A 23,387-nucleotide genomic window follows, 5' to 3' on the forward strand; every position below is an offset into this window, starting at 1 on the left:
CAGGCAATGAAAGTGACAGCCGCTCCGGGCCTTATGTGCCCGATGGAAGGCAAGCCCAGAGAGTACATCAATGACGACCCGAAAGGAGTCGTCGTGCCGGACACCAGCTATTACCAGCGCCTGCTCGATGATGGCTCACTGGTTCTGGTCCCGGTAAAAACCAAGGGAGGTGACCAGTAATGGCATCCAAGAATATCAGCTTTGACACCATCCCGGCCAGTATCCGGAAGCCGGGCAAGTATTTTGAATTCAACACCAGGTTCGCGGTCCGGACCCTGCCCTCCAATCTTCAGCGGATGCTGATCATCGGCCAGCGGCTGGTCGCCGGTACCGTGGCGGCCCTGGTGCCGACTCAGGTGTTCAGTGATGCCCAGGCAGCGGACTACTTCGGTAATGGCTCTCTGGCCCATTTGATGTGCCGGGCGGCGATCACCGCCAACCGCTATCTGGATCTGACCGTGATTGCCCTGGACGATGGTGGCTCTGCCGTTGCAGCCAGCGGCAGCATTACTGTTGCCGGGCCTGCCACCACCAGCGGCACCTTGGGTATCTCCATCGGCTCGCAGCGCGTCGAACTCGGTGTTGCCTCCGGAGATACCGCCACCGTCATCGCCGCTGCACTGGTGGCGGAGTTGGCCAAGTACCCCGGTCTGCCGGTGACGGCTGTAGCAGCCGTGGGCGTGGTGACGTTCACCGCCAAGAACAAGGGCACCGTGGCCAACCAGATCGATCTGCTGGCTGACTGCACCGCCAAGGGTGTAGCCGCCACGGTGGTGGCCATGACCGGCGGCAGTGTTGATCCAACCCTTTCCACAGCCCTGGCCAAGGTTTTTGCCGAACAATACCATGTGGTGGCCACCCCGTATAACGACCAGACCAACCTGACTACTCTCCGTGATCACCTGGACGCCGTCTCCGGCTCTATGGAGCAGCGGGGGGCGGTGGGTGTCTACGGTATTGATGGGGCATTGGCTACTGCCACCACCCTGGCAGGCCAGGTCAATCATGGCCGAGTAGTGGGAGCATATCTGCGGGGCACCAAGAGCCCGGCCTACGAGATCGCCTGCGCCTTTGCTGCGGTAATGGCCTACGAGGAAGATCCTGCCCGGCCCCTGAACACCTTGGAGCTGAAGGGCATCTCCGCCCCGTCCATCGACCAGCGCCTCTCCCGCACCGAACAGGAGAACTGCCTCAACAACGGGGTTGCTCCGCTGGAAGTCGGGCCGGGCGAGAAGGTGCAGATCGTGCGGGCCATTACCACCTACGTTAAAGATCCCCAGGGGATTCTCGATATCTCGCTCCTGGACGTGACCACCATCCGGACCCTGGACTATGTCCGGCTGGCGTGCCGCACCCGGATCGCGCTGCGCTTCCCCCGCGAGAAGCTCTCCAGCAAGACTCCACCCAAGGTTAAAACCGAGCTGATGGATGTACTGCTCAAGCTGGAGGAACTGGAGATCGTCGAAGAGGTAGCGGCCAACATGGCTGGACTGATCGTGGAGCGTGATCTGCAAGATCCCAATCGGTTGGATGCGAAGATCCCCTGCGACGTGGTCAACGGCCTGCATGTCTTTGCCGGGCGAATTGATCTGTTGCTGTAAAAACTGCGGGCTACCGGCTGACGGCTGTCAGCTAAACAAAGGAGAACACCATGCCTGAATACGTATCGCAAGTGCTTCTGGAGGTAAACGGCCAGGAGATCAGCGACTTCAGTAGCGTCACTGAAAAAGAAGTCGAGGTCAACAAGGAAGTAAAGCTGATGAACAAGACCGGCTTTGCTTCCGCCACCCCGCGCTATGGAATCGAGGTGGAGTATGTGGTGCCAAAGGATGGGCCGGAGTTCGATTTTCCGGCCGTGAGAAACGGAACGCTGACCATCGACAAGACCAACGGCGTGCGGGAGACATACACCGGCGTCTATTGCCTCAAGGTTGGCAGCACCAAGTACGACGGCGAAAAGGAAGCGACCAGACAGATTGATTTCGGCGCGACCGGGAGGGTGTAGGTAATGACGGAAAAAGGGACATTGCCCTTCGGGGTGGAGTTTGAGGGCCAGACTCACCGGGAGTTTGAGCTGCGGCCGCAATATGTACGCGACACGGTGGACATCTTTGAAGACCCGGCTGCTGGCAAAAGAGCGGAGAAAAACAACCAGTACTTTGCCGCCTGCCTCTTCGCGGGTCGCCTCGTCCGGCTGGGAGATATCCCCAAGGAAGCGATCACGGTGGATATGCTCTTAGATATGCATCAAGACGATTACGAGGCCATTATAAAGGCCGGGAAGAGGTTGGAAGAGCAGGAGGCCACGTTTCGAAGACAAACTGCGACCGTGGCGACAAAAGGTGCTGGCCCTGCTGAAGGTGGGGTTTGATCTGGCTGATGTCCTCTCGATGTCGGAGGCGGAAGCCTTAGGCTATTTGGGGTCGTACAGCCAACTCGTGTCCGGCGAGAATAAAGCGAAGAAATATGTGGTGAAGTCAGGCAAGCGGCCAAAAGGGAACAGATAGTCATGTCAGATACCATGAAATTAGCCCTACAGTTGACCGCCGTGGACATGATGTCTGGAGTCCTGGATCGGGCGAAACAGCACATCCTGAGTTTGGGTCCGGCTGGCCAGGCTGTTGCCCGCGACTTTGACCGGATGAACGCCCACATCACCAAGGGGCTGCAAGGGGTTGCCGTAAGCTTATATGGCGTGCGGCAACTCGCCAAGGGGATCGCCCCGGCTGGTGATCTCCAGGAGGCCATGATCAATGTAAAGATGAACCTGATGGAATCGGGCAAGGATGCCAAGATTCTGAATGCCGAGCTGGCCAAGGTGCGAGCGACGGCGGTACAGGTTTCCAAGGTCGCCCCGTTTTCGGCGCAGGACGTGGTGGAAATTGAAAATACGTTCCTGAAAGCCGGGCTTTCTTTGAAGGATGTCGCTGCTGAGGGCGGTGCTGCCTGGGCTGCCACGGCTTTGGCCACCATTACCAGTGAGGCCCCAGCGACCATTGCCGATGCCATGGTCAGCATGGCATCCCCGTTCAATATCAAAGGTGGGCAGTTCGGCGAATTGGCGGACTATCTTCAGAAGGTTGATATGGCATCGGTGACCAATGTTCCGGAACTGATGGAAGGGGCAAAATACGTATCCGGCACCGCCGCCACATTGAAATTGTCCTGGAAGGAGATGTTGCAGGCCCAGGGGGTTATCGCCCAACAGGGGCTGCGGGGATCAATGGGGGGCACTTCGCTCAATGATTTCTTAGTTCGCCTGGTCGGCGCTTCCCGGATCACAAGAAAAGTGTTGAGCGGGGTGAACGCCGAACTGAAAAGCCAGGGGCGTGATCCCCTGGCTTTCTGGGATCATCAGGGCAAACTCAAGACGCTGCCTGTCATCATCCAAAATTTGCGGCAATCCTTGAAAGGATTCACCGACAAAGAGCAGATGTACATCATCGAAAAAATGTTTGGTGAACAGGGCGGTCGCGCCGCACTGGCCTTGGCTCATGAAGGAGCTGGGTCGTGGGAGGAAGTTGGTGAGGGTATCAAGAAAGCCGTCACCCTTGAAGAGAAAATGGCGGAGCGATTGAAAGGCTTTAACGCCAATGTCAAGGCTTTGGCTGGTACCACCAAAACCACCCTGGCCACGCTGTTCGACCCTATGCTGGGTGGGTTGACTGAGGGAACCAAGAAGTTGAATGACATGGTTGACCTGGTCGGGCAGCTTGCCGACAAGCATCCCGACCTGACCAAGGGGGCCAATTACATGGCGGGCGGTGCGGTTGTTGCGGCTGGTGGATACGGGCTGTATCACTTGTTGAAAGGTGGTATCGCCGGAGGCCGGGTGCTCAAGGGCATCGGTGGAATCAAGGGGCTGCTGAAAGGCGCTGGTGGAACTGCCCTGGGGGTAGCCGAGGGTAAGGCAATACAGGCGGCCACCGGGGTGCAGCCTGTCTTTATCACCAACTGGCCGGGTGGATTTGGCGGCGGAGCAAGCGCGGTGGCTGAAGTCGCTGCCGGGGCAGCCGGTGGCAGTGTCCTGAAAAAGATGGCTGTCAAGGCAGGGATACTCGCCAGCGGCGTGATGCCATGGGTTGCAGGGACGGGTTTGCCGGTGGCCGCAATGACGGCGGCATCTGCCGGAGGCGGTTATCTAGTCGGCACCGGCATAAACCAAGGCCTTGGCAAATTGAGCGGCATGCTCTCCAACGGCCAGTACGGTGGCGATGGGTGGTTGGGCTCAAGGGCTTACGATTTTTTCCATCCAGACCAGGGCCGTGAAACAAAGAACGACATCAACCTGAGCATCGCGATCGACGGCAACAACCGGGTGGTAACGCAAACCAGCGATCCCAACACCCACACCAAGATCAACACCATGCGGCGGGGCAGTTTTGCTCCGGCAGCGATGGCTTCGTCCCATTAAGAGGACTGACTGAATGCCTGATCGTTACACAGCCCAGCTCGACGGTTTCGCCCTGGAGATAGAAACCACCGACGATGCGTTCGAGAAAGCCATTGTCCGGCACGAGTACCCGTTCAAAGATGGGGCGCTCCTGGAGGACATGGGCCGAAAGGCGCGGATCGTGAAGTTCCGCTGCTATTTCTGGGACGACGGCGCGGATCATGCAACCTACGACACCCACATCGAGCTGGTGAAACACCTGGCGTCTCAGGAGATCAGCGAGCTGGTCCACCCGAAATACGGTCCTCTCCGGGGCTGCGTCGAGTCGATGTCGGTGCGGCATGATGATCGCGATCGGACGGCGGAGATCGATGTCACCTTTGTCGAGGGCCTTATCGAGGACGGAGGCGATACCAGCCACACGGATGTCGAGGCCGCTGCCGAGGAGGCATACAACGACGGCATCGAAGATCAGAAAAAAGAATTTGCCGACGATGTGAAGGAGGCGCTGGGGCCTGAAGCTCAAGGCATCCTGGACAGGGTGCTTGACCCGGCAAAGGGGATCATGGAGCAGTTCAGCGACGTGTCCACCAAGGCCAGGAATTACCTCAAGACGGTTGAGTTGTATACCGGCACCATGGAGGCCACGCTGAACAAGATCGCCAACCCTGGGAACTCCCTGGTCTCCACCATAAATTACGGCATCAATCTGCCCGGCCGGGTGATCGGCAGCGTGAGCCGCTGCGTGGAACGCTATGCCCTGCTCTACGACTCTCTCAAAACCGCCCCGGCCAGGTTTGTGAACAGTATGACCTTCGGCCTTAAGGGGTTGTCGAACACCTCGGGGAAATTCTCCAAGACCACGAAGATTGCGTCGGCGAGCCATACCGCGCTCCAGACCGCCTACCTTTACAAGGCCGATGAAACGCTGCGGGTTGCCCAAAAAAAGAACGAAGGGCTCCGGGCCTTTGATGCCCTGGGGAATTACACAGCTCCGGCTGCTGTGGCCAGCAGGATAAGCAGCACTGGTGCTGCCCCTGAGATAGCGATGACGGTGAACGAATTGGAGAGCAGCCTGGCCGAAGTGCGGGGAAGCCTCCAGGAGGCCATTGATCTTTCCCGGCAGAATACCAGCCTGAAACAACAGGCCCTACAACTCCAGACCCATGTGAACAACATCAAGCTGGAGCGGGAGAAGATTATCCAGATCCTGCTCGATAACCCCATGCCGCTGCACCTGGTCTGCCTGAGATATGGCCTGCCCTATAATGCCGCTGAGCGGCTGCTGACGATCAACGCTATCCCCAACCCAAACAGCACCAGCGGAGAGGTGAGCGTGTATGCCTCCTGATAACGTCACTCTTCAGATCGCCGGTCACCGGATCGAGCGGTTCGCGTCGTACTCGGTGGAAGCGGATCTGTACACGGCGGACGATGCCTTCTCCCTGGAGGTGGCCGCTCCCGAGATAGAGATCAAGCGAGGCCAGCGGTGCGAATTGTACGTCGGCGGCAACTTGGAGCTGACCGGCATTATCGATAAGCGCTCCCGTAAATATGACAAGAGCGGTTCGCTGACCATACGGATTGAGGGCCGTGATCTGATGGGGCTGCTGGTGGACTCCTACTGCGAACAGTTCGTCTCGGTGCAGGGCAAAAAGCTCTCGGAGCTGGCGGCGATGCTGCTCAAGACCGTGCCGTTCATCAATCGCAAGCAGATCCAGTATCAAGAGAATATCGTCGGCAAGCTGAAGGGCAAAAAGAAGGCTGTTGACACCCCCATGATCGGCTTCCTGGACACCCCGCAGAAGATCTCCCAGATCGAGCCGGGCATGACCGTGTTCGAAGTGCTGCGGACCTATTCAGCCAGTCGAGGGCTGATGTTCTTTGCCCTGCCGGACGGCACTTTGGTATTCGGCAGGCCAAAGGCCAAAGGGGAGCCGATGTTTACCCTTACCTGCACGAAGAATGGGGTCGGCAACAATGTGCTTGAGGGCGAAGAGATCGATGATATCTCAAAGCGGTACAGCAAGGTGACGGTGCTCGGCCAGCAGCAGGGCCAGGAAGATTTCGGAATGGATGCCCACAAGATCACCACCAAGGGAGTGGTTGAAGACAAGGACTTCCCCTTCTACAAGCCCTTTGTCACCAGGGACAACAACGATTCGCAAAGCCCGGCGCTCCACGCCCGGTTCCTGTTGGAACAGCAGCGTCACCAGGGCTATCAGCTCCATTACAAGGTCCAGGGGCACAGCCAGAACGGCAAGAACTGGCAGATCAATGAACTGTGCCAGGTCCACGACGAGGTCTTGGGAGTTGACGGGGTGTTTCTCATCTACGGCCGCACCTTTGACCGCTCCCGGACTGATGGAACCACAACCAGGCTGAAGCTTGGGCCTCCGGGGTTGGTGCAATAATGAATGAAATGGTGCGGGGTATCCTCTTATCCATGGCTGAAGGGGTGATCAAACGCTTCAGCGCCACCGGCCGGGCCGGGGAGACCTTTACTGATCGAGAGTATTTTCAGCATTACGGGTACACCTCGCGGCCCACGCCAGGAGCCGAGGGGATCATCTTTCGGGAGGGGAATCATATCATTATGATCGCCTCCGATGACCGACGCTACCGGATCGCCCTGGCGGAGGGCGAGGTCGCGCTCTATGACGACCAGGGCCAGGTCATCAAGCTGAAGCGCGGCAAGGAGGTTCATATATATGGATGTGACAAGCTGACCGCAGACGTGGGCGTCGAGACCAAGATCACCTGCCCGCTGGTGCGGCTGGTGGCTAGCGACAAAGTCAGAATCGAGGCACCGCTCTTGGAAGTGACCGGGGAGATCAAGGATCGATGCGATATCGCGGCAGGCAAAAAAATGAGTGAAATGCGTAGCACCTATAACGGCCATACCCATCCAGGCGACTCCGGAGGCACCACCGGCACACCGACTCAGGGGATGTAAATGGATTTCGCAATCACCCTACAGGATGGCCAGGCCCAGATGACCTTCGATGAGGCTGGAGACATCTTCAATAATATCTACCTCAGTCTGACCGTGGCAAAGGGCTCCTTTTTTCATAACCCCGACCTCGGTCTGCGGCAGCGAGGCAGGCTGAAAAATACCGAGGCCACGGCGGCGCTGATCCGCCACGATTATAAAGATGCCCTGCAATGGCTCATCGATACAGGCCGGGCCAAATCGGTGGACGTCTCGTCAGAACGTGACCGCAGGCAGGATCTGAATCGCCTGAAGTTGCTGGTCGAAGTTGTGCAGGCAGACGGCCGCACAGTGACGTTTACGACATTTAGAGGGGTGGTGTGATGGCCTTTGAGAAAACCTTCGACGAGATTCTGAACGGTATTCTGACTGATTTCCAGAATATCTTCCCCAGCGTTGATGTCTCCCAGGGGAGCCTGGCCTATATGAAGGCGGCAGGATACGCCTCGGCCTTGTGGGGGCTTTATAAATACCAGGAATGGATCAAGAGGCAGGCCTTTCCGGACACCGCCGACACCGAGGCCCTGGAGCATCATGCCTGGGTGCGTGGCATTGCGCGCACGGCCGGGGAGAATGACGCCGACTATCTGGCCAGGCTTCTCGATTACATCCGCATGCCCCCGGCCGGAGGCAACAAATACGATTATGAAAAATGGGCAGAGGAGGTCGATGGGGTGCATGCGGCGTATGCCTTCCCCTTGGCTCAGGGGGCAGAGAGCGTAGATGTGGTGGTCGTGGCCAACGCGATAACCACCGGCTCCGAGATCCCAAACCAGGCATTGATTGATGCGGTGGCCGCCTATATCGCAGATGTGCGGCCGGTGGGCGCACGCTTTGTCCGGGTGTTGGCTCCGACCGTTGTGAGCCAGGCGGTGACCATGACCGGAGTGCCCAGCACTCTGATAGCAGCAGTGCAAGCAGATATCGCAGCATATCTGACCAAGTTCGAGCCGGGGCAAAAGTTGTATCTGCCTCAGTTGCTCTCCATCGCCACGGAAAACGGTGCGGCCAACCCGGTGATCTCGGTACCGGTGGCCACGGTCACGCCACAACCGTATGAAATGCTGCGTCCAGGAGCGATCAATGTCAGCAGTTAAAGCCAAAGATACTCTGCGGCTGCTCTTGCCGGTTGAATTGGGTGGAGACCATGACGCGGATCTGGCTCTGGATGCCAAGCACCTGGACACAGCCCAGGCCAGCGCCGAGACCTTGCTGGTGGAGATGTTCCCTGACCAGGCTGCCGTCACGTTGGTTGATTGGGAGCGGGTGCTCGGTCTCCAACCGGGTGCGGATGACCCACTGCAATACCGCCGCGACAAGGTCGTGCGGAAAATCCGAGAGAAGGGCGGGCTCTCGATCCCTTACTTTACTCGGCTGGCCGAGTCCCTGGGATACGTGGTCAAGATCGTGGAGCCGCTGCCGTTCATGGCAGGATGGGGAGCGGCCGGAGATGAGCTGTTCGGCGATTCGGTTGTCTATCAGTGGGGCCTGGGGATCTATAACCAACCGATCTACGAGTTTCGTGCAGATGGATCTGCTGCGGGAGAAATGTTGTCCTGGTGGGATTCGCAAACCCTGCTGGAGGAGTTGTTCAGGGAGCTGAAGCCTGCGCACACCTTTGTTTACTTCAGCTACATTATATAAGGAGGAACCATGCGAAGAATAGGAACGCCAAGCGGTCTTTTTAATGCCGGAGACCCGGCGAGCAATACCAAGGGCACGGTCGTCACCGCAGATTGGCTGAATGCCGTTCAGGAGGAGCTGGCTGCGGTAGTCGAGGGGTTGGGGGGCACCATTAACCCGGCAGATGGCAACCAGATTTTTGACTGGATGCTCGCCTCGTTTGCTATGAAAAGCGGCTCCGCAGCCCAGCTCTTCCGGGCTGCCACTGCCGTAGGCTCTAGCGACGTGGTACCGCTGGCGCAGTTGCAGAGTCTTCTCGCCGGAGTCGACAACCCATACGGCTTCGCCAAGCTCGATTCAGGCTCCGTGGCCTTCGCCAAAACCGCCGCCTCAACCATCTCCATCAAGGCTGGCACAAAGATCATGGTGGCCGGGGTGGCGGTGAGCTTCGCCACCGCCACCGCCGTGGTCATGCCCACCCTCACCGCAGGCACCGACTACGCCATCTACGCCTGCACCGATGGAACCGTACGGGCCGATGCCTCATTTACCGCGCCCACCGGGTACACCACGGCCAATAGCCGGATGATTGGCGGATTCCACTATGGCTTGGTGGCTCCAGGCACCACCGTGGCGGGCGGCTCGTTCGCCACCACCGGCAACGGGATGATCTGGACCCAGGCAGATGTTGATCTCATCGCCGGGATCAACGCCTTTTCCCTCTGGGATCTCAAATGGCGACCCCTCTGCGACCCAAAGGGCATGGCCCTGGTTGCTGGCCGAACCTGGGTGGATATCTACTTCTGCGGCACCAACCACACGACCAACGGCACCAGCAAGGCGGGTACGGATATTGCCTCCGGCACCGTACTGCCGAAAAAGCCGTTGGAGTTTGGCGGCAACGGCACTGTCACCTATGCAACTCCCAAGTGGTGGGATTTTGTCGAGATTGCCGCAGCCTATAAAAAACGGCTGCTCCGCGAGCAGGAGTTTGTCCAGGCGTCGTTCGGTGTAACCGAGAATCAGTCCATCGACTCCACCTCTGCTACCTATCCAACCACCCAACGTAATGCCGGGTACACTAGCAAATATGGGTTGGAGCAGGCCAGCGGCCATCACTGGACCTGGGGCGATGATAGCAGTGCATATCAAGATGTAACCGGAGCTGTCTCTTATAAGGATGTTAATGGCGGGAGAGGACAAGTTTACACCTTTGGCACCTATGGCCTTGTCCGCGTTATCTTGGGCGGCTATCGGGCGTACGGCGTCGACTCTGGCTCACGGTGCTCGAGCTGGGGCGACTACCCGTGGCGCGTGGTCTGGAGCATTGGCCTCCGTGCCGCCTGTGACCACCTGGCCCTTGTGTAGTCGGGCGACAGCCCGGCTTTGGAAAAAATTATGATGAAGGCCGCCATGGAACGAACCAGCCAAAGGGCACTAGCGATTGTCGAGCGGTATGAAGGGGCGATCAACTACCTCTACCCCATGCTGCTCAACATGAGCCACAAGCATCGAGTGCTGCGCGATGAGGCGCTGCGTACCCTGCTTGGCCAGCTTGGTCTGTTTCATGACGCGGCGAAAAGCGGGCAGGCATCCAGGCTCTATCTTGCGGATGCCGGGCTCGCAACCATCAGAGGATTTTTGCGCCTGTTGGCTGATCCAAGCCGCAAGCTATTAAGCCGCCGCCAGTACGAAGTGGCCAGCGTCCACTTGGCCGAGGTTGGGGCGATGCTTGGTGCCTGGATCAAGTCGGCGCAAAAACGGTAAGGGTGGGGCAAAAGCGGCAATCGGACGAACGGCGTCTACTCTGGCTCACGGTGCTCGAACTGGAACAACTACCCGTGGAACGTGAACTGGAACATTGGCCTCCGTGCCGCCTGTGACGATCAATGCAACACCACGCTGCCGCTGACACGTCGTCGGCAGCGGACCATTATTAAGGTGGTCAGCCCGCCTTTACCGGCTTCGGCAAACACATTACGAGGTCTGGAGAGCGGTGAGTAGCGAAATATCGAAAGCCGCGCCAGCATTACCGAGGGGAATCATGGGGAAAAAATACCGAAATCTGTTTGATCAAATCTGCGATCCGGATGCACTCTGGGCCGCCTACCGCCGTGCTGCCAACGGCAAGCGCAATGGCAGCGGTTATCTGTCTTTCCGCCAGCACGAGGCGGCCAATATCGCGCAACTTGCGGGGTCGCTCAAGGATGGCAGCTATCGGCCCGGAGAGCCGCAAACCTTTGCCGTATATGAGCCGAAGCGCAGGCAGATTTCTGCCCTGCCTTTTCGCGACCGGGTGGTGCAGCATGCCCTGGCCGCAGTAATCGAGCCGATTTTTGAGCGGGTGTTCCTGCCGCAAAGCCACGCTTGCCGGGTAAACAAAGGCACCCACCGTGGGGCCGTGGCGGCCCAGGCCATTATGCGGCGGATGCTGCGCAAGGGGGCAAGCCCGTGGTTTCTCAAGATAGACTTTGCCGCCTACTTCGCCAGCATCGACCGGAGCATATTGCACCGTGAGGTGGAGCGAAAGGTGTCCTGCCGCAAGACCCTGGACTTGCTTGCGCTGTTCCATCCACCCACCGGCACTGGGGTGCCCATCGGCAATCTGACCAGCCAAATCTGCGCCAACATCTATGGCCACATCTTGGATCGGTTCCTGGCGCACACCGTGAAGCAAAGCCGGTTTATCCGCTACATGGACGACACGGTGATTTTCGCCTATAGCCGCCAGTACCTGGAACTGCTGCGCTTTCGGATCAAATGGTTCTGCCAGGTCGAGATGGGCATGAACTTTTCCCACTGGATGATCGCCCCGATTACGCGGGGCCTTAACTTCCTGGGCTATCGGATCTGGCACACCCACAAACTGCTGCGCCCGTCCTCGGTGGCGCGGGCCAAGAAAAAGATCGCCCGTTACAAAAAACACGGATGCCGCGAGCAGTTGACCAGATTCCTGGCCAGCTGGCGCGGCCACGCAAAATGGGCCAACACCCATAACCTACTGCAACGCCTGGAGGTAGCTGCATGAACTACGCTATTTCCGATGCCACCCCCCGCCGAGCTAGTGATTGTGTCGGCACCGGGTTCAGTGCCCCGCCAAATTTAGAACTGCTTTGGGGCTTGATCCTGTTCATTACGGCCGCAATGATTGCGCCAGTTTTGTTTTTGTGTCTGATAATCTTCTGGCTGGCTGTTACCTCATCAAAAACACCAGATGTCCTGGTGTTTTTGAGTAGATTTGTTCCACGTAGAGTGGCGCAAATTCTTATAAATTCTGCCAGGATGCTCCGCATTGCAGAGCGAAAGAGCAATAACAAAAGGAGGCTGTTCACATGAACTATTATCACCCGGACACACTGGAACACATTAGAAACCCGCTGCCCGCTGTAGCGGATTGGGCCACGAGTACGAACCTAAAACCACCCACCTATGACCCCCAGGCAGAGAATTGCCGATTTATAGACGGGGTGTGGGTGGTTGAGGTGAACGCGCCACCTGCGCCTATCGTTCCTGGTGCTGTCACTATGCGTCAAGCACGGCTTGCCCTTCTCAATGCCGGGCTTCTTTCGCAGGTAGACATCAAGATCGGTGCGCTACCATCCCCGCAGAAAGAGGCCGCACAGATTGAGTGGGAGTACAGCCAGGAAGTGCAACGGCACAATGGTTTCGTGTCCCTGCTGGCCCCTTCCCTGGGATTGACAGAAGCACAGCTTGACCAGCTCTTTATCACGGCGGCTGGACTGTAACCATTACGAGGGGGCTTGTTATGGGGCAATTTAGGGCGGCATTTTACAAGGGAACCAGGCCAGGGCTGGCAGGGGTTTATAATCGTCTGGTTCGCTGGATTGATAAGGGGCCATACAGCCATTGCGAAATGATATTTTCGGACGGGATCGCGGCCTCGGCATCGTGGATGGATGGCGGGGTGAGGTTTAAGCGGATTGAGTTCGATCCGGAACATTGGGATTTTATCGACCTGCCGCCGAATAAAGAGGCAACGGCCCGCGAATGGTTTAGGAGCCATCTGGGGGAGAGATACGACCTCCTCGGCAATATCAGGTTCCTGTTCGGCTGGGTTCGGGAATCGATAAATAGATGGTTTTGTAGCGAGGCGTTCGCTGCGGCATTGGGCATGGGTGATCCGTGGCGGCACGGTCCTGATGGGTTGGCTGTGCTTTTGAGATATCTCAACGGTGCGGACTCTGGCAAGAAATAAGGACGGGACTGGGGGCTGCGTCAACAGCCCCGAACCATCCATCCGTGCGAACACACGGAATGGAGGCCCGCAGGAATACCTGCTTTCGTCCCGATGCTGTGGTACAGCAGCGCGGAACGTAGCATAATGCCTGCCCATATTCAAGGACGGAAACAATGGGCTCACTGATACCGTATTTCGGAGGCAAGACCAGACTCGCAAAACGCATCATCGAGAAGATCCCGGCACATGGCTGCTATGTGGAGGTGTTCGCCGGTAGCGCCACGGTGCTTTTCACCAAGGAGCCGTCCAAGTCCGAGGTGCTGAACGACTTCGATCAGGAACTGGTTACGTTATACCGAGTGATCAAACACCACCCACTTGAGTTCCACCGCCAGTTTGAGTTGAGCCTGGTGAGCCGCGACGAATTCGCCAGAATGCTGCAAGTGGTTCCGGAAACCCTCACCGACATTCAGCGTGCGGTTCGCTACTTCTACTTGCAAAAGAACAGCTTCGGCGGCAAGGTCACTGGCCAGACCTTCGGCACGTCTACCTCCGGCCCTCCTCGGCTTAATCTGTTCAACCTTGAGCGCAGCATCCATGATGCTTGGCTGCGCCTCGCCCAAGTGACCATCGAGCGGCTGGACTTCCGGAAGCTGATCCCCAAATACGACCGACCGCACACCCTCTTCTTCCTCGATCCACCGTATTGGCAGATCCCCGGCTATCGCCACGACTTTGAAAAGCAGGACTTCCATGACCTGGCCAACACCCTCTCCGGTATCCAGGGGCGCTTCTTGATGACCATTAACGACACGCCAGAGGTGCGGGAAATATTCAAGGGATTCAAAATCGAGGAGGTGCATTTGAGGTATTCGGTGAGCCGAAATTGTAAGGCCAGGGGAAAGGCGCGCACCGAATTGCTGGTGGCGAATTACTGATGCGGTGGAGGTGTTTTTGATTTAGAATTTTTCTGCGTTTACTTGCAAGGAATTCTTATTTTACGTGCGAGCTTACACCTGAAAAAAGGAGTGAAAAAAATGGGTAGACCCCCCCATTTCGAACAAGAAATTTCAAGTTAAGACCGGAGGGCGACCGGAGAACGAAAAAAAGGGCCTAGAGGATTTCCCCTAAGCCCTTGCTATTTCTGGTGCGCCCGGCACGATTCGAACGTGCGACCTGCGGATTCGTAGTCCGACACTCTATCCAGCTGAGCTACGGGCGCCTAAATGAGATGGGATTTATAACGCACATTGTCTTGTTCGGCAACAAGTTTATAAGGATCGTCCCGCTGAAATTTTTCGTTGATAGTTACGGGGTCTTGAGGGCATAGGGGGCGAGAAAGGCGAGACCGGTGCGGTTCAGCAGTTCGCCGAATCGTTCCCCTTCTTTGTTCTCCGTCTTGAAATGGGTGAGGCAGGTTTCGATGATGGCCAGGGTGGTTTCCGCGGAAAAGATTCCGGAAAGTTCGCGGCCAAGCTGCGGGTGACGGCCCAATTTGCCGCCCAGCAGGATGCGGTAGCCGGTGACCCCCTGGGCGATGGCGCCGGTTGGGCAGGCCCTGGCGCATTGGCCGCAGGCCAGGCAGCGCTGCCAGTCGAACTGCGGGCCGGTTTCCGGCCCGGCAAGGGTAATTCCCTCCTCCCGGCAGGCGGCCAGGCAGGCCCCGCACTCCGAGCAGGGGGAGTCGGTCAGTTTGGGAAGGGAGGCGCTGATCAGGCCGATGTCGACAATCTGGGGGCGGGAACAAGCGTTGGGGCAATCAGCCATGGTAACCCGGAACTCATGGTGCAGCTTGAGCGGGCCGGACACCCGGCCTTGCATGAATTCCTTGAGATTTTGCGCGCGCAGCAGGGCTTCCAGCCGTTGAGCCAGATCCTCTCCGGTGTCGATGCGGTTGGGGCAGCCGCTCTGCCCGAAACAGCTCTCCAGGGCAAAGCCTTGCACCTCGTCTTCCTGATGGTGCAGGTAACGTTGCTGGCAGGCCGTAACATGCGCCATAGCTACCACGGCGGCTCCGGCCTGCTGCGCCTCGGCCTCCACCCTTTTTCGCACGCGCTTGCGGACGAAAAAAGGCACCTTGGCCACGGCCTGTTCCGCATCCTTGTCCCACTCCATGGTTCACCTCATAAGCTGATTGTCTGGCAACAATACTGCGGAAAAGAATGGAAGGCCTTGATCCAAGTCAAGGTCGGCGGATCACGCCGGCGTTTGCTGTAAAAAATCGAGAAAGGTGCTGCAGATGGGGGAGGGCTGCCGGTTTTTGCGGGTGATCAGATAAAACGGGCGGGAGAGACGGATGTTGCTTAAGGGCACCGCCACCAGGGAGCCGCGTTCGATATCCTCGGCCACGGCCCGGCGGGAGAGGATGGCGATGCCGACCTCTGCCTTGACCCCTTGGCGGACCGCCTCGGTGCTGCCCATCTCGGCCACGATCTGCAGCCGGCTGAGATCCAGGTGTTTTTCGAGCAACTGGGTCACGACCCGGCGGGTGCCGGAGTCCCGTTCCCGGATGATCATCGGCTCGGTGAGCAGCCGGGCGGGGTCCACCGCCTTTTCCTTAGCAAAGGGATGGGAGGGATACACAGCCAGGACCAGTTCGTCGTCAAGGATTTCCAGCCAGTTCAGGGCCGGGTCGCTCCAGCGGGCGCCGACCACGCCGAATTCGGTGTCGCCGGCCAGAACCCCGTCCGCCACGGTGCGGGAGTTGCCAATGGAGAGGGTGATCTGGATGGCGGGATGGAGTTTTTTGAAACCGCCGATCCGTTGCGGCAGGACATAGGCGCCGGGGATGGTGCTGGCCCCGAGGCAGAGATGGCCGGCCATCTCTCCGCGGTAACTGGCCATGGCCTGCATGGTCTCCTGGCGGAGGCGGATGATCTTTTTGGCGTATTTGTACAGGATCTGTCCCGCCTGGGTGGGCAGGGCTTCGCGGCCCAAGCGGTCCACCAGCCGCTCCTCGAGCAGCTCTTCCAGGCTGCGGAGATGTTCGCTCACCGTGGGCTGGGAAAGGAAGACGGCCTCGGCGGCCTTGGTAAAACTCTTCAGTTCAACGACCTTGCAGAAGACCTCGAGACGATGAATATCCATGGGAAATTTGGCCCTCTCGACTATTGGTTGGGATAGTTATAGTCGATATAGACCATTTATCGTCTCAATGCAAGGGCGGCGGGGTCTTTGTCTCGCAACTCTTTGTTTTGGCGGATTGATCATCGCAGCCGCTGCAGGTGCAGCCGCAGCCGGTTTTGCTCCCGCTCAGCTGGCGGCGGATGCGGCGGCCGATGAAAAACATGCAGGCCACGATGATGAAAAGGATGATGAGGTTCTGCCACATGGTGTTCTCTCCTTAGTCTCGGTTCGTGTTAGCCGGCAAACCCCAGCGCCCGTCCGCCCTGATAGACCAGGGTGGCCAGCAAAAAGGCGAGGGCGGTGTTGAAGCAGATGGCGAAAAGCCCCCATTTCCAGGAGCCGGACTCCCTGGAAATGCACACCACCGTGACAAAGCAGGGTGCGTAAAACATGACAAAAACGATGAGGGCCAGGGCCACCACCGGGTTCCAGTGCGGGTCCTGTGCCAGGGTTTCGGAAAGGGAGGCATTGTCCTCCGGGTCGGTTTCGCCCAGGGAATAGGCCGTGCCCAGGGTGGTGACGATGACCTCCTTGGCCGCAAACCCGCCGACCAGGGCAATATTGGTCCGCCAGTCAAAGCCGGGGAGCCAGCTGACGGTTTCCATGGCCGTGCCGATCCTGCCGGCCAAGGAGTGGCGCAGGGCGCTGCCCGCCTGGGCGGTGTCGATGGCGGCCAGCTTTTCCTTGAGGGACAGCGCCTCCGTCGTCTGGCCGGCAGAGGCGGTTACCTCCTGGCGTTGTTGGGCGAAGAACGCTTCTTCCGATTGCGGCAAGCCCGGAAAGGTCATCATGGCCCAGATCAGGATGGAGATGGCCAGGATGGTGGTGCCCGCTTTCTTGATGTACTGCCAGGTTCTCTCCCAGGTATGGATGAGCAACCCCCGGAAGGTGGGAAAGCGGTAGGGCGGCAGCTCCATGACAAAGGGAGTGGATTCGCCGCGCAACACGGTGAGCCGCAGGATTTTGGCGGCGGTGAGCGCCACCCCCCAGGCCAGCAGGGTCAGGAGGAACATGAGCTGGGCCTGGCTGTGGGAAAAGAAGGTGGCGGTGAGCAGGGCGAGGACCGGCAGCTTGGCCCCGCAGTTCATGAAGGAAACGGTGAGCAGGGTGGCCAGCCGTTCGCGGGGGGAGCGCAGGGTGCGGGCGGCCATGACGCCGGGCACGGCGCACCCCCCGGCAATGCCGCCGGACACGATGTAGGCCATGACCGAACTGCCATGCAGGCCGAAGATGCGGAAGACTCGGTCCATCATGAAGGCGACCCGGGCCAGATAGCCGGAGTCCTCGAGGATGGCGATGCCGAAAAACATGAACATGATCATCGGCACAAAGCCGAGCACTCCGCCCATCCCGTCGATGACCCCGGAGATGAGCATGGATTTGAGGTGGCCGTCCGGCAACAAGGCGCTCAGGTTGGTGCTCAGCCAGCCGAAGAATGCCGCAAGCCAGGCAACGGGTAGTTCGCTGTAGGTGAAGGTGAATTTGTAGAGGCCCAGCAGAACGGCGAGCATGATGAGCGGCCCCAAAAACCGGTTGGTCAGAACCTTGTCGATCCGGTCCGAGGCATGGAGCCGGTCGATGTCGAATTTATGGGTGATCACCTCCTGGCGGAGCACGGATTTGATGTAGCCGTAGCGGTGGTCGGCAATGATGGCCTCCGGATAGGTTTCCATGGTCTGGTGCAGGTGCTCGGAGACCTTGGCCACGATCTCTTGCAGTTCCGCGTCCACGGCCGGATTGTGTGCGCGCCCCTTTTCCCGGATTTGGCTGTCGCCCTCCAGGTATTTGAGCGCCAGCCAGCGCGGGGCATAGCTGTCGGTCATGAATCCGGCTCCGGCGATGCGCTGCGCCATGGTTTGCAGGGCGAGGTCCACGTCTTCTCCGTAGGAGATGTGCAGGGGGTTCCAGGGGATGTTTTTTTGGGCCAGCTCCAGGGCCGCCCCCATCAGCTCGGGGGTGCCTTTGCCGGAGCGGGCGATGATGGGGATGACCGGCACCTTGAGAAGATCGGCGAGCCTTTGCGCGTCCAGGCTGATCCCGCGATCCTGGGCCACGTCGATCATGTTGAGGGCGATGATCATGGGCACCCCGAGTTCGAGGAACTGGGTGGAAAGATAGAGGTTGCGTTCCAGGTTGGAGGCGTCGGCGATATTGATGACCACGTCGGGCTTTTCCTGCACCAGATAGTCGCGGGCCACCACCTCTTCCACCGAATAGGCGGTGAGAGAATAGGTGCCGGGCAGGTCGATGATCGTGGCTTGCTCGCCGGAGGCAAAGGTGTAGGCACCGGCTTTTTTTTCCACGGTGACGCCGGGGTAGTTGCCCACGTGCTGGCGGGCGCCGGTCAGGGTGTTGAAGAGGGTGGTTTTGCCCGCGTTGGGGTTGCCGGCCAGGGCGATGGTCAGGGGTGACATTACAGGCTCTCCTCGGGGCTGGCGACTTCCACTTCAATATAATCCGCTTCGCTGTTGCGCAGGGTCAGGGTGCCGCCCATGATTCTGATTGCCACCGGATCGTAGAGGGGAGCCCGGCCCATGATGGTGATGCGGGTGCCGGGAACAATGCCCATGTCGCGGATGCGCCGGCCAAGCTCGCCACCGACCTTGACCGCGGTGATGATGCCTGCCTGATCTTTCTGCATTTCGCGGAGGGGAATTGTTGGCATGCGTGTTCTCCATGGTGCGGGTGGTGATTGCGGCTGACGAGGGGCAATAATAAAAAGTCGCGGTTAAGAAGTCAATATCTTTTTTAGGCTATAGAATAAAATTATACAACCCAAACTTTTCTGCTCAGGATTCCGCGTTGTAGGGGCAAGGCTGGGTTGGGTTTTCGGCGTTGGTTGATTGGAGAAGCCACAGCTAGAGGCGGCGCAGCGCGAATGGTAGTCAGAATGGCGGTGCCCCACTCCTTTGTATGGGAAGTGGGGCACCGGGAAAATCGGAAAAGCGGTTTTTGCTACTCCCGGGTGTTGCGCATCATGCCCAGGGAGTTGGGGTGGTGGAGGTCCGTATCCATATTTATGGTATGGCAGACCTTGCAGTTGCGGTTGGCGCCCAGCGGGTAGGGGTTGGCCTGATACTGCCGGGGGCCGAAGTTGTCCCGCTCCCTTTCGTAAGGGTTGCTGGCGGGATACTCGGCGTGGGGGCTGCCGTGGCAGGCGGCGCAATGGATGCTGCCCGAGTCATCGTGCCGGTTGCGGTAGAGGTCATCATCGCCCTTGGTCCAGGCATTAAAAGCGCTGTCTGCTTCCGGTGGTCCGAAGTTGACATGGCAGGTAAGGCAATCCGGTTGTTGCACCCAGGGGATGCGGGGTTGTATCCCGGCAAGGCCCGCCGCCATTCTTGGGGTGAGGTGCTGCATCAGCCGGGCCGCTCCGGGTTTGCCGGCATTTTTTTCGGCAAGGAGGAGGGAGAGGGCGTGGTCTTCCAAGGCGCCGTGGCAGTTGGTGCAGTCAAGTCCGGCCTCGTGATGGACCCCGCGGAGAAAACGGGTCCCTCCCTGTGGGCTGCTGGGGTGGCAGAGCGCACAGGCCTCGGCCCCCCGGCCGCCCAAAAAGTTGGCGTGGAAGCCGTGGATGGAGGCGGAGAGGTTGAGCAACCCCGGTTTGCCGGGGGCATTCAGCATCGGGTCCGGGTGGCAGCTCTGGCAGAGGACAGGCTTGCCAGCCTTGGCCATGGACACCAAATTGGTTTTGTTGAACCGGTCGTGCATGGTCAGGATGTCCTGGGCGGTGGCGGCTGAGATTCCCGCTTGGCCCTTGCGCCAGGTGCCGCCATGGCAGGTCTTGCAGCCCATCTCGGTTGCCACCGGAGCCACCATGCGGGTGGCGGCAAGCAGGGCTTTGGTACTCTTGTCCCTGGCCTCGATGGTAAAGCTCGGATAGGGCTGGTATCCCCCCTGGGCGGGATAGGGAACCACCGGGACATTCTTCGCGACAAAGGACTTCCCCTTTTGCGTAAGCTGCATGAAGCCGGAAAGCCCCTGGCGAGAAAGGCCGATATTCTCAGGCAGGTTCCTGCCGAACAGAGCGGGCAGGTGCTTCCAGAAATCCACCTGCAGGGCTGGTTTTTCAAAGCCCGGCTCCACCCGGAAGATAATATCTACTCCCTCGGTGACCACCGCCGGGGTTGGCCCGCGCCGGATGAGTTGGGCAAAGAGATCGTTTGCCGGAGGCATGAGGCTGAACGAGCCGTCCGCGTCGCTGATGCTGTGCATGCCGAGGTTGTTCCAGGCAAGGAGGACGTAACCGTCCTGCTCCGGGTTAAAGGGCAGCGGGGCCAGCGGGGAGGCGTTGAGGTTTGCTGGGGGTGCTGCCGGTTTTTTGCCCTGCAACCCTTCGATCAGAAATGTGGCCAAGGCATGGCGCTCCGCCTCGGTGCCGGGGAATGGCGGCATGCAGCCAAAGATGAGTTTGCCCTGGCCGCTGATCTCGCTCTCCATCACGTAGACGGACTCGTATTTGGCGCTTAATTTTCGGATGTCGCGAATGGGGCCGCCGATGGAATGGCAGGAGGAGCACATGATGTTGTAAATCTGTCTGCCGACCACCAGCCGGTTTTCCTCGGTGATCTCCTTGGTGACCCATTTGGCCGAGGCCAGGATGCCCTTGGTCTGGACCGCGTCGACATCCTTGGCCAGGATGGAATTGGCGTAGATGTGGCCGTACAGGGTAAAGGGCCGGCGGCTTCCTTCCCGGATGTACTCAAAGGCGCCCATGTAAGTGATGCCGAGAAGCAGCAGGACCACGGCCAGGGAGCGGGTGGCTGTGCGCGGCAGCCGGATCACCATGATCAGGCCGCCGAAAAAAAGAAGCGGCGAAGCCCAGAGAAAGATGGTGAGAAAGGGGGCCAGCTCCGGGCTGAAGTTAACGATCCATGCCCTTTGCGGCTCGGGCAGGGCCTGCACATACCACCAGGCCGAGGCCAGGAACAACAGGAAGGGAGCAAGGAGCCAGGCGGCGCAGTAGCGGACCATGCGTAACCGAAAGGCTTCTTCCTTGATGGCTGTGGAGGTGAGAAAGCCATACAGCCCCGCCAGCATCAGGCAGAGGAAGGTGCGGAAGAAAAGGGCCGGCCAGAAAGCGGGATTGAAGATGCCGTCCCAGAAGTTGCCGGTGGTCAGCCACTCCCCCGGGGTGAGCATGAAACCGATGATCCCGTTAATGGCAAAGAGGGAGAGCCAGGCGAAGATGAAATAGAGCCAGCCGATGAGAAGATGGCTGCGCCGCTCCATGCGGCCGAAGGTCTGGTAGTAGATGAGGATGGACACGATCTCCCCGAGAAAAAAGACCCATTCGATGGCCCAGCCGAAGACAAAATTGTGGATGAGGATCGAGGTGGCGGCCGGGGCGATGAGGGCGATGGTGAACCAGATGCCCACCCCGGTGATGGCGCCTAGCACCAGGGTGAGGAGCAGGAAGAACTTGGTGTGTTGCCGGGTGTAGTCCAGAATGGGTTGCGAGCCTTCCCTATAGCCCTTCATCTCGGTGAGTACGAGAAAGAGGCCGCCGCCGATGGCGAAATGGGAGATGTACACATGGAGGACGGCGATGAGGGCGATGAGCAGGCCGCCGCCGGAAAAATCCAACTGCCAGACCGGATAGTTCATCAGCGCACCTCCTCAGGGACCCGGGCCGCGAGTCTGAGCATGTAAATGACCACTGCTACCCCGATCACCAGAATGGCCAGGAAGAGAAACATCGGCGACCATTGCGGCACGACCTGCAGATCGGCGGGATGGAAGTATTTGGCCAGATAGGCCTGCCGGGCCAGATCGCGTACCAGGACCATGAAGAGGATAGTTGCCGCCATGGCGACGGTGGCCGGCCAGACCCGCTCCTTGGCGCCATAGTAGAGAGCGAAAAAAGCCGCGATCAGGGCGGCGAGGAAAAGGGAGGTGTGCAGGAGGGCACCGCCGACAAAGAGTTGGAACACGTTTTTGGGCAGGGAAAAAAGAAAGGGGATGCCGGTGCCGATTTCAACCACCGTGGCGTAGGTAAACCATTGCATCCCGGCACGCAACCGTTTTTCAGCCCCGGTTGCGCCCTTTTTTTGTTGAAAGAAGGCGAGAATCGCCAGAAAAAGGCCGCCTGTAGCCACGGAGGCCACGACAAAGTGCAGATAACGGGGGAGGAGGGTCGGGTCGGCCAGGTTGAGGAAGGTGCCGTTCGGCCGGTGGAAATAGGCGCCCCAGATCTGCGGGGTCTGCATCAGGGTTATATTGTTGACAAAGAAAAAGGCGATTGTCAACAGGAGCACAAGGCTTGTGACCAGAGCCCGTTTTCTGGAGGTGGCGGGGAGATCACCAGCCATCTTATAAAGATAGGCGCTGTAGTAGGCGAGAATGAGCAACCCGACGATGGAAAGCCAGTACACCCCCATGAGGATGGAGCTGGTGTAGATGAAATGGCCGTAGAGCACCTGGAGAAAAAGAAGAGGCGCCACCCCGAAGTTCACGGCAAAGGCGATGGTGTATGGCAGTTTTCCGGCAATATCCCGGCAGGGGGGCGGGTCGGTGGGCTGGGCCCGCATTTCCCTGACCATGGCGATCATGGCGCTGCCCAGCATGGCGTTCATGAAAACAAGATGGGCGAAAAAGGTCAGGATAAGGAGAAGCTGGAAAAACTCCCAGGGGGCCGGAATGGTGTCGGGGGTTGGGATAAGAAAGGCTGGGTCCATGGCTGGTCTCCGTATGGATAAAAGTTTCTTCAGTATAGCATGAAAAGGATTTGCAGGGAAAAAATCCGATAGAACAGGGGCATGCCGGGGACAGAAAAAATGGTCGGAGTTACAAAGAAGATAGAATGAGATAATAGGAGTAATATTGAGATATGAAGAGAAAAGTTTAATGTTTAGTGGTTAATGAAATGATTTTTTCTTCCTGCCTTGCGGGGGTAACCACATGGAATTTTGCGGTTTTTGAGGCTGGTTGCAAAATGGGCGAAATATCCAGTTTTTAGAGGGTTTTCAGGAGATTTACGCCCGTTTTCCTGGGGTTGTGGGCTGTTGAAAACTTGTCGAGCCGGGGAGGGGAAATTCCTTGAGACCGGTTTTGAC

General features: G+C 58.6%; 25 protein-coding genes and 1 tRNA gene. 18 read left to right on the top strand and 8 right to left on the bottom strand.

Annotated features, from left to right (window positions below):
• Positions 1-6: 6 nt before the first annotated feature.
• The 18 genes from ACZ46D_RS13520 to ACZ46D_RS13605 all read left to right on the top strand — a co-directional run bounded on the left by ACZ46D_RS13520 (position 7) and on the right by ACZ46D_RS13605 (position 14,144).
• Positions 7-180 carry a hypothetical protein gene (locus ACZ46D_RS13520; RefSeq protein ID WP_464927965.1) on the top strand — a complete coding sequence of 58 codons (174 nt, stop codon included), beginning with the start codon at positions 7-9 and terminating at the stop codon, positions 178-180.
• Positions 180-1,601, top strand: a complete 1,422-nt coding sequence (locus ACZ46D_RS13525; RefSeq protein WP_464927966.1) for a phage tail sheath subtilisin-like domain-containing protein — start codon at positions 180-182, stop codon at positions 1,599-1,601. Before ACZ46D_RS13520 ends, ACZ46D_RS13525 begins: the two co-directional genes overlap by 1 nt.
• Positions 1,602-1,651: 50 nt before the next feature.
• Positions 1,652-2,005, top strand: a complete 354-nt coding sequence (locus ACZ46D_RS13530) for a hypothetical protein (RefSeq protein ID WP_464927967.1) — start codon at positions 1,652-1,654, stop codon at positions 2,003-2,005.
• Between the two features lie 3 nt (positions 2,006-2,008).
• Positions 2,009-2,371, top strand: coding sequence for a hypothetical protein (locus ACZ46D_RS13535; protein ID WP_464927968.1), 363 nt, complete (start codon positions 2,009-2,011; stop codon positions 2,369-2,371).
• Between the two features lie 138 nt (positions 2,372-2,509).
• Positions 2,510-4,414: a phage tail tape measure protein gene (locus ACZ46D_RS13540; protein WP_464927969.1), complete on the top strand. Its 1,905-nt coding sequence runs from the start codon at positions 2,510-2,512 to the stop codon at positions 4,412-4,414.
• Positions 4,415-4,427: 13 nt separating this feature from the next.
• Complete coding sequence (locus ACZ46D_RS13545; protein WP_464927970.1) at positions 4,428-5,744, top strand: DNA circularization protein; 1,317 nt, start codon at positions 4,428-4,430, stop codon at positions 5,742-5,744.
• Entirely contained in the window at positions 5,734-6,807 is a 1,074-nt protein-coding gene (locus tag ACZ46D_RS13550) for a phage baseplate assembly protein (RefSeq protein ID WP_464927971.1), read from the top strand. The genes ACZ46D_RS13545 and ACZ46D_RS13550 overlap by 11 nt, the downstream gene beginning before the upstream one ends.
• The gene (locus ACZ46D_RS13555) at positions 6,807-7,349 is read left to right on the top strand and encodes a phage baseplate assembly protein domain-containing protein (RefSeq protein WP_464927972.1); all 543 of its coding nucleotides are present in this window, start codon (positions 6,807-6,809) and stop codon (positions 7,347-7,349) included. Before ACZ46D_RS13550 ends, ACZ46D_RS13555 begins: the two co-directional genes overlap by 1 nt.
• On the top strand, positions 7,350-7,709 hold the full coding sequence (locus ACZ46D_RS13560; protein WP_464927973.1) for a phage GP46 family protein: 360 nt from the start codon (positions 7,350-7,352) through the stop codon (positions 7,707-7,709).
• Positions 7,709-8,482, top strand: coding sequence for a baseplate J/gp47 family protein (locus ACZ46D_RS13565; RefSeq protein WP_464927974.1), 774 nt, complete (start codon positions 7,709-7,711; stop codon positions 8,480-8,482). The genes ACZ46D_RS13560 and ACZ46D_RS13565 overlap by 1 nt, the downstream gene beginning before the upstream one ends.
• Positions 8,469-9,029: a YmfQ family protein gene (locus ACZ46D_RS13570; protein WP_464927975.1), complete on the top strand. Its 561-nt coding sequence runs from the start codon at positions 8,469-8,471 to the stop codon at positions 9,027-9,029. The genes ACZ46D_RS13565 and ACZ46D_RS13570 overlap by 14 nt, the downstream gene beginning before the upstream one ends.
• A gap of 9 nt (positions 9,030-9,038) precedes the next feature.
• A complete protein-coding gene (locus ACZ46D_RS13575) occupies positions 9,039-10,376 on the top strand; it encodes a phage major tropism determinant (RefSeq protein ID WP_464927976.1) in 1,338 nt (445 codons plus the stop codon).
• A 30-nt stretch (positions 10,377-10,406) separates the two neighbouring features.
• On the top strand, positions 10,407-10,775 hold the full coding sequence (avd, locus tag ACZ46D_RS13580) for a diversity-generating retroelement protein Avd (RefSeq protein WP_464927977.1): 369 nt from the start codon (positions 10,407-10,409) through the stop codon (positions 10,773-10,775).
• 277 nt (positions 10,776-11,052) lie between these two features.
• Positions 11,053-12,036, top strand: coding sequence for a reverse transcriptase domain-containing protein (locus tag ACZ46D_RS13585; protein WP_464927978.1), 984 nt, complete (start codon positions 11,053-11,055; stop codon positions 12,034-12,036).
• Positions 12,033-12,344, top strand: coding sequence for a hypothetical protein (locus tag ACZ46D_RS13590; RefSeq protein ID WP_464927979.1), 312 nt, complete (start codon positions 12,033-12,035; stop codon positions 12,342-12,344). The genes ACZ46D_RS13585 and ACZ46D_RS13590 overlap by 4 nt, the downstream gene beginning before the upstream one ends.
• Positions 12,341-12,754: a hypothetical protein gene (locus ACZ46D_RS13595; protein WP_464927980.1), complete on the top strand. Its 414-nt coding sequence runs from the start codon at positions 12,341-12,343 to the stop codon at positions 12,752-12,754. Before ACZ46D_RS13590 ends, ACZ46D_RS13595 begins: the two co-directional genes overlap by 4 nt.
• Before the next feature lie 20 nt (positions 12,755-12,774).
• Entirely contained in the window at positions 12,775-13,224 is a 450-nt protein-coding gene (locus tag ACZ46D_RS13600; RefSeq protein WP_464927981.1) for a hypothetical protein, read from the top strand.
• 155 nt (positions 13,225-13,379) lie between these two features.
• Complete coding sequence (locus ACZ46D_RS13605; protein WP_464927982.1) at positions 13,380-14,144, top strand: DNA adenine methylase; 765 nt, start codon at positions 13,380-13,382, stop codon at positions 14,142-14,144.
• 207 nt (positions 14,145-14,351) lie between these two features.
• On the opposite strand, the gene ACZ46D_RS13610 is transcribed toward ACZ46D_RS13605, so the two are convergent.
• The 8 genes from ACZ46D_RS13610 to ACZ46D_RS13645 form a co-directional block, all read right to left on the bottom strand.
• A tRNA-Arg gene (locus ACZ46D_RS13610) sits at positions 14,352-14,428 on the bottom strand.
• An 86-nt stretch (positions 14,429-14,514) separates the two neighbouring features.
• Positions 14,515-15,321: a PCP reductase family protein gene (locus ACZ46D_RS13615; protein WP_464927983.1), complete on the bottom strand. Its 807-nt coding sequence runs from the start codon at positions 15,319-15,321 to the stop codon at positions 14,515-14,517.
• Between the two features lie 81 nt (positions 15,322-15,402).
• On the bottom strand, positions 15,403-16,293 hold the full coding sequence (locus ACZ46D_RS13620) for a selenium metabolism-associated LysR family transcriptional regulator (protein ID WP_464927984.1): 891 nt from the start codon (positions 16,291-16,293) through the stop codon (positions 15,403-15,405).
• Between the two features lie 64 nt (positions 16,294-16,357).
• Positions 16,358-16,537, bottom strand: coding sequence for a FeoB-associated Cys-rich membrane protein (locus ACZ46D_RS13625; RefSeq protein WP_464927985.1), 180 nt, complete (start codon positions 16,535-16,537; stop codon positions 16,358-16,360).
• Between the two features lie 28 nt (positions 16,538-16,565).
• The gene (gene feoB / locus ACZ46D_RS13630; protein ID WP_464927986.1) at positions 16,566-18,746 is read right to left on the bottom strand and encodes a ferrous iron transport protein B; all 2,181 of its coding nucleotides are present in this window, start codon (positions 18,744-18,746) and stop codon (positions 16,566-16,568) included.
• A complete protein-coding gene (locus ACZ46D_RS13635) occupies positions 18,746-18,997 on the bottom strand; it encodes a FeoA family protein (RefSeq protein ID WP_464927987.1) in 252 nt (83 codons plus the stop codon). Before ACZ46D_RS13635 ends, feoB begins: the two co-directional genes overlap by 1 nt.
• Positions 18,998-19,287: 290 nt before the next feature.
• Positions 19,288-21,939, bottom strand: coding sequence for a cytochrome ubiquinol oxidase subunit I (locus ACZ46D_RS13640; protein WP_464927988.1), 2,652 nt, complete (start codon positions 21,937-21,939; stop codon positions 19,288-19,290).
• Positions 21,939-23,009 (bottom strand): hypothetical protein, encoded by a 1,071-nt coding sequence (locus ACZ46D_RS13645; RefSeq protein ID WP_464927989.1) that lies wholly within the window; start codon positions 23,007-23,009, stop codon positions 21,939-21,941. The genes ACZ46D_RS13640 and ACZ46D_RS13645 overlap by 1 nt, the downstream gene beginning before the upstream one ends.
• Positions 23,010-23,387 lie beyond the last annotated feature (378 nt).

It is taken from the genome of Thiovibrio sp. Mzg5 (assembly GCF_055379285.1).

Bases quoted from the DNA above. Each gene is read 5' to 3' on its own strand.
- ACZ46D_RS13520 (WP_464927965.1), top strand. From the start codon at position 7: ATGAAAGTGACAGCCGCTCCGGGCCTTATGTGCCCGATGGAAGGCAAG.
- ACZ46D_RS13525 (WP_464927966.1), top strand. From the start codon at position 180: ATGGCATCCAAGAATATCAGCTTTGACACCATCCCGGCCAGTATCCGG.
- ACZ46D_RS13530 (WP_464927967.1), top strand. From the start codon at position 1,652: ATGCCTGAATACGTATCGCAAGTGCTTCTGGAGGTAAACGGCCAGGAG.
- ACZ46D_RS13535 (WP_464927968.1), top strand. From the start codon at position 2,009: ATGACGGAAAAAGGGACATTGCCCTTCGGGGTGGAGTTTGAGGGCCAG.
- ACZ46D_RS13540 (WP_464927969.1), top strand. From the start codon at position 2,510: ATGTCAGATACCATGAAATTAGCCCTACAGTTGACCGCCGTGGACATG.
- ACZ46D_RS13545 (WP_464927970.1), top strand. From the start codon at position 4,428: ATGCCTGATCGTTACACAGCCCAGCTCGACGGTTTCGCCCTGGAGATA.
- ACZ46D_RS13550 (WP_464927971.1), top strand. From the start codon at position 5,734: ATGCCTCCTGATAACGTCACTCTTCAGATCGCCGGTCACCGGATCGAG.
- ACZ46D_RS13555 (WP_464927972.1), top strand. From the start codon at position 6,807: ATGAATGAAATGGTGCGGGGTATCCTCTTATCCATGGCTGAAGGGGTG.
- ACZ46D_RS13560 (WP_464927973.1), top strand. From the start codon at position 7,350: ATGGATTTCGCAATCACCCTACAGGATGGCCAGGCCCAGATGACCTTC.
- ACZ46D_RS13565 (WP_464927974.1), top strand. From the start codon at position 7,709: ATGGCCTTTGAGAAAACCTTCGACGAGATTCTGAACGGTATTCTGACT.
- ACZ46D_RS13570 (WP_464927975.1), top strand. From the start codon at position 8,469: ATGTCAGCAGTTAAAGCCAAAGATACTCTGCGGCTGCTCTTGCCGGTT.
- ACZ46D_RS13575 (WP_464927976.1), top strand. From the start codon at position 9,039: ATGCGAAGAATAGGAACGCCAAGCGGTCTTTTTAATGCCGGAGACCCG.
- avd (WP_464927977.1), top strand. From the start codon at position 10,407: ATGATGAAGGCCGCCATGGAACGAACCAGCCAAAGGGCACTAGCGATT.
- ACZ46D_RS13585 (WP_464927978.1), top strand. From the start codon at position 11,053: ATGGGGAAAAAATACCGAAATCTGTTTGATCAAATCTGCGATCCGGAT.
- ACZ46D_RS13590 (WP_464927979.1), top strand. From the start codon at position 12,033: ATGAACTACGCTATTTCCGATGCCACCCCCCGCCGAGCTAGTGATTGT.
- ACZ46D_RS13595 (WP_464927980.1), top strand. From the start codon at position 12,341: ATGAACTATTATCACCCGGACACACTGGAACACATTAGAAACCCGCTG.
- ACZ46D_RS13600 (WP_464927981.1), top strand. From the start codon at position 12,775: ATGGGGCAATTTAGGGCGGCATTTTACAAGGGAACCAGGCCAGGGCTG.
- ACZ46D_RS13605 (WP_464927982.1), top strand. From the start codon at position 13,380: ATGGGCTCACTGATACCGTATTTCGGAGGCAAGACCAGACTCGCAAAA.
- ACZ46D_RS13615 (WP_464927983.1), bottom strand. From the start codon at position 15,321: ATGGAGTGGGACAAGGATGCGGAACAGGCCGTGGCCAAGGTGCCTTTT.
- ACZ46D_RS13620 (WP_464927984.1), bottom strand. From the start codon at position 16,293: ATGGATATTCATCGTCTCGAGGTCTTCTGCAAGGTCGTTGAACTGAAG.
- ACZ46D_RS13625 (WP_464927985.1), bottom strand. From the start codon at position 16,537: ATGTGGCAGAACCTCATCATCCTTTTCATCATCGTGGCCTGCATGTTT.
- feoB (WP_464927986.1), bottom strand. From the start codon at position 18,746: ATGTCACCCCTGACCATCGCCCTGGCCGGCAACCCCAACGCGGGCAAA.
- ACZ46D_RS13635 (WP_464927987.1), bottom strand. From the start codon at position 18,997: ATGCCAACAATTCCCCTCCGCGAAATGCAGAAAGATCAGGCAGGCATC.
- ACZ46D_RS13640 (WP_464927988.1), bottom strand. From the start codon at position 21,939: ATGAACTATCCGGTCTGGCAGTTGGATTTTTCCGGCGGCGGCCTGCTC.
- ACZ46D_RS13645 (WP_464927989.1), bottom strand. From the start codon at position 23,009: ATGGACCCAGCCTTTCTTATCCCAACCCCCGACACCATTCCGGCCCCC.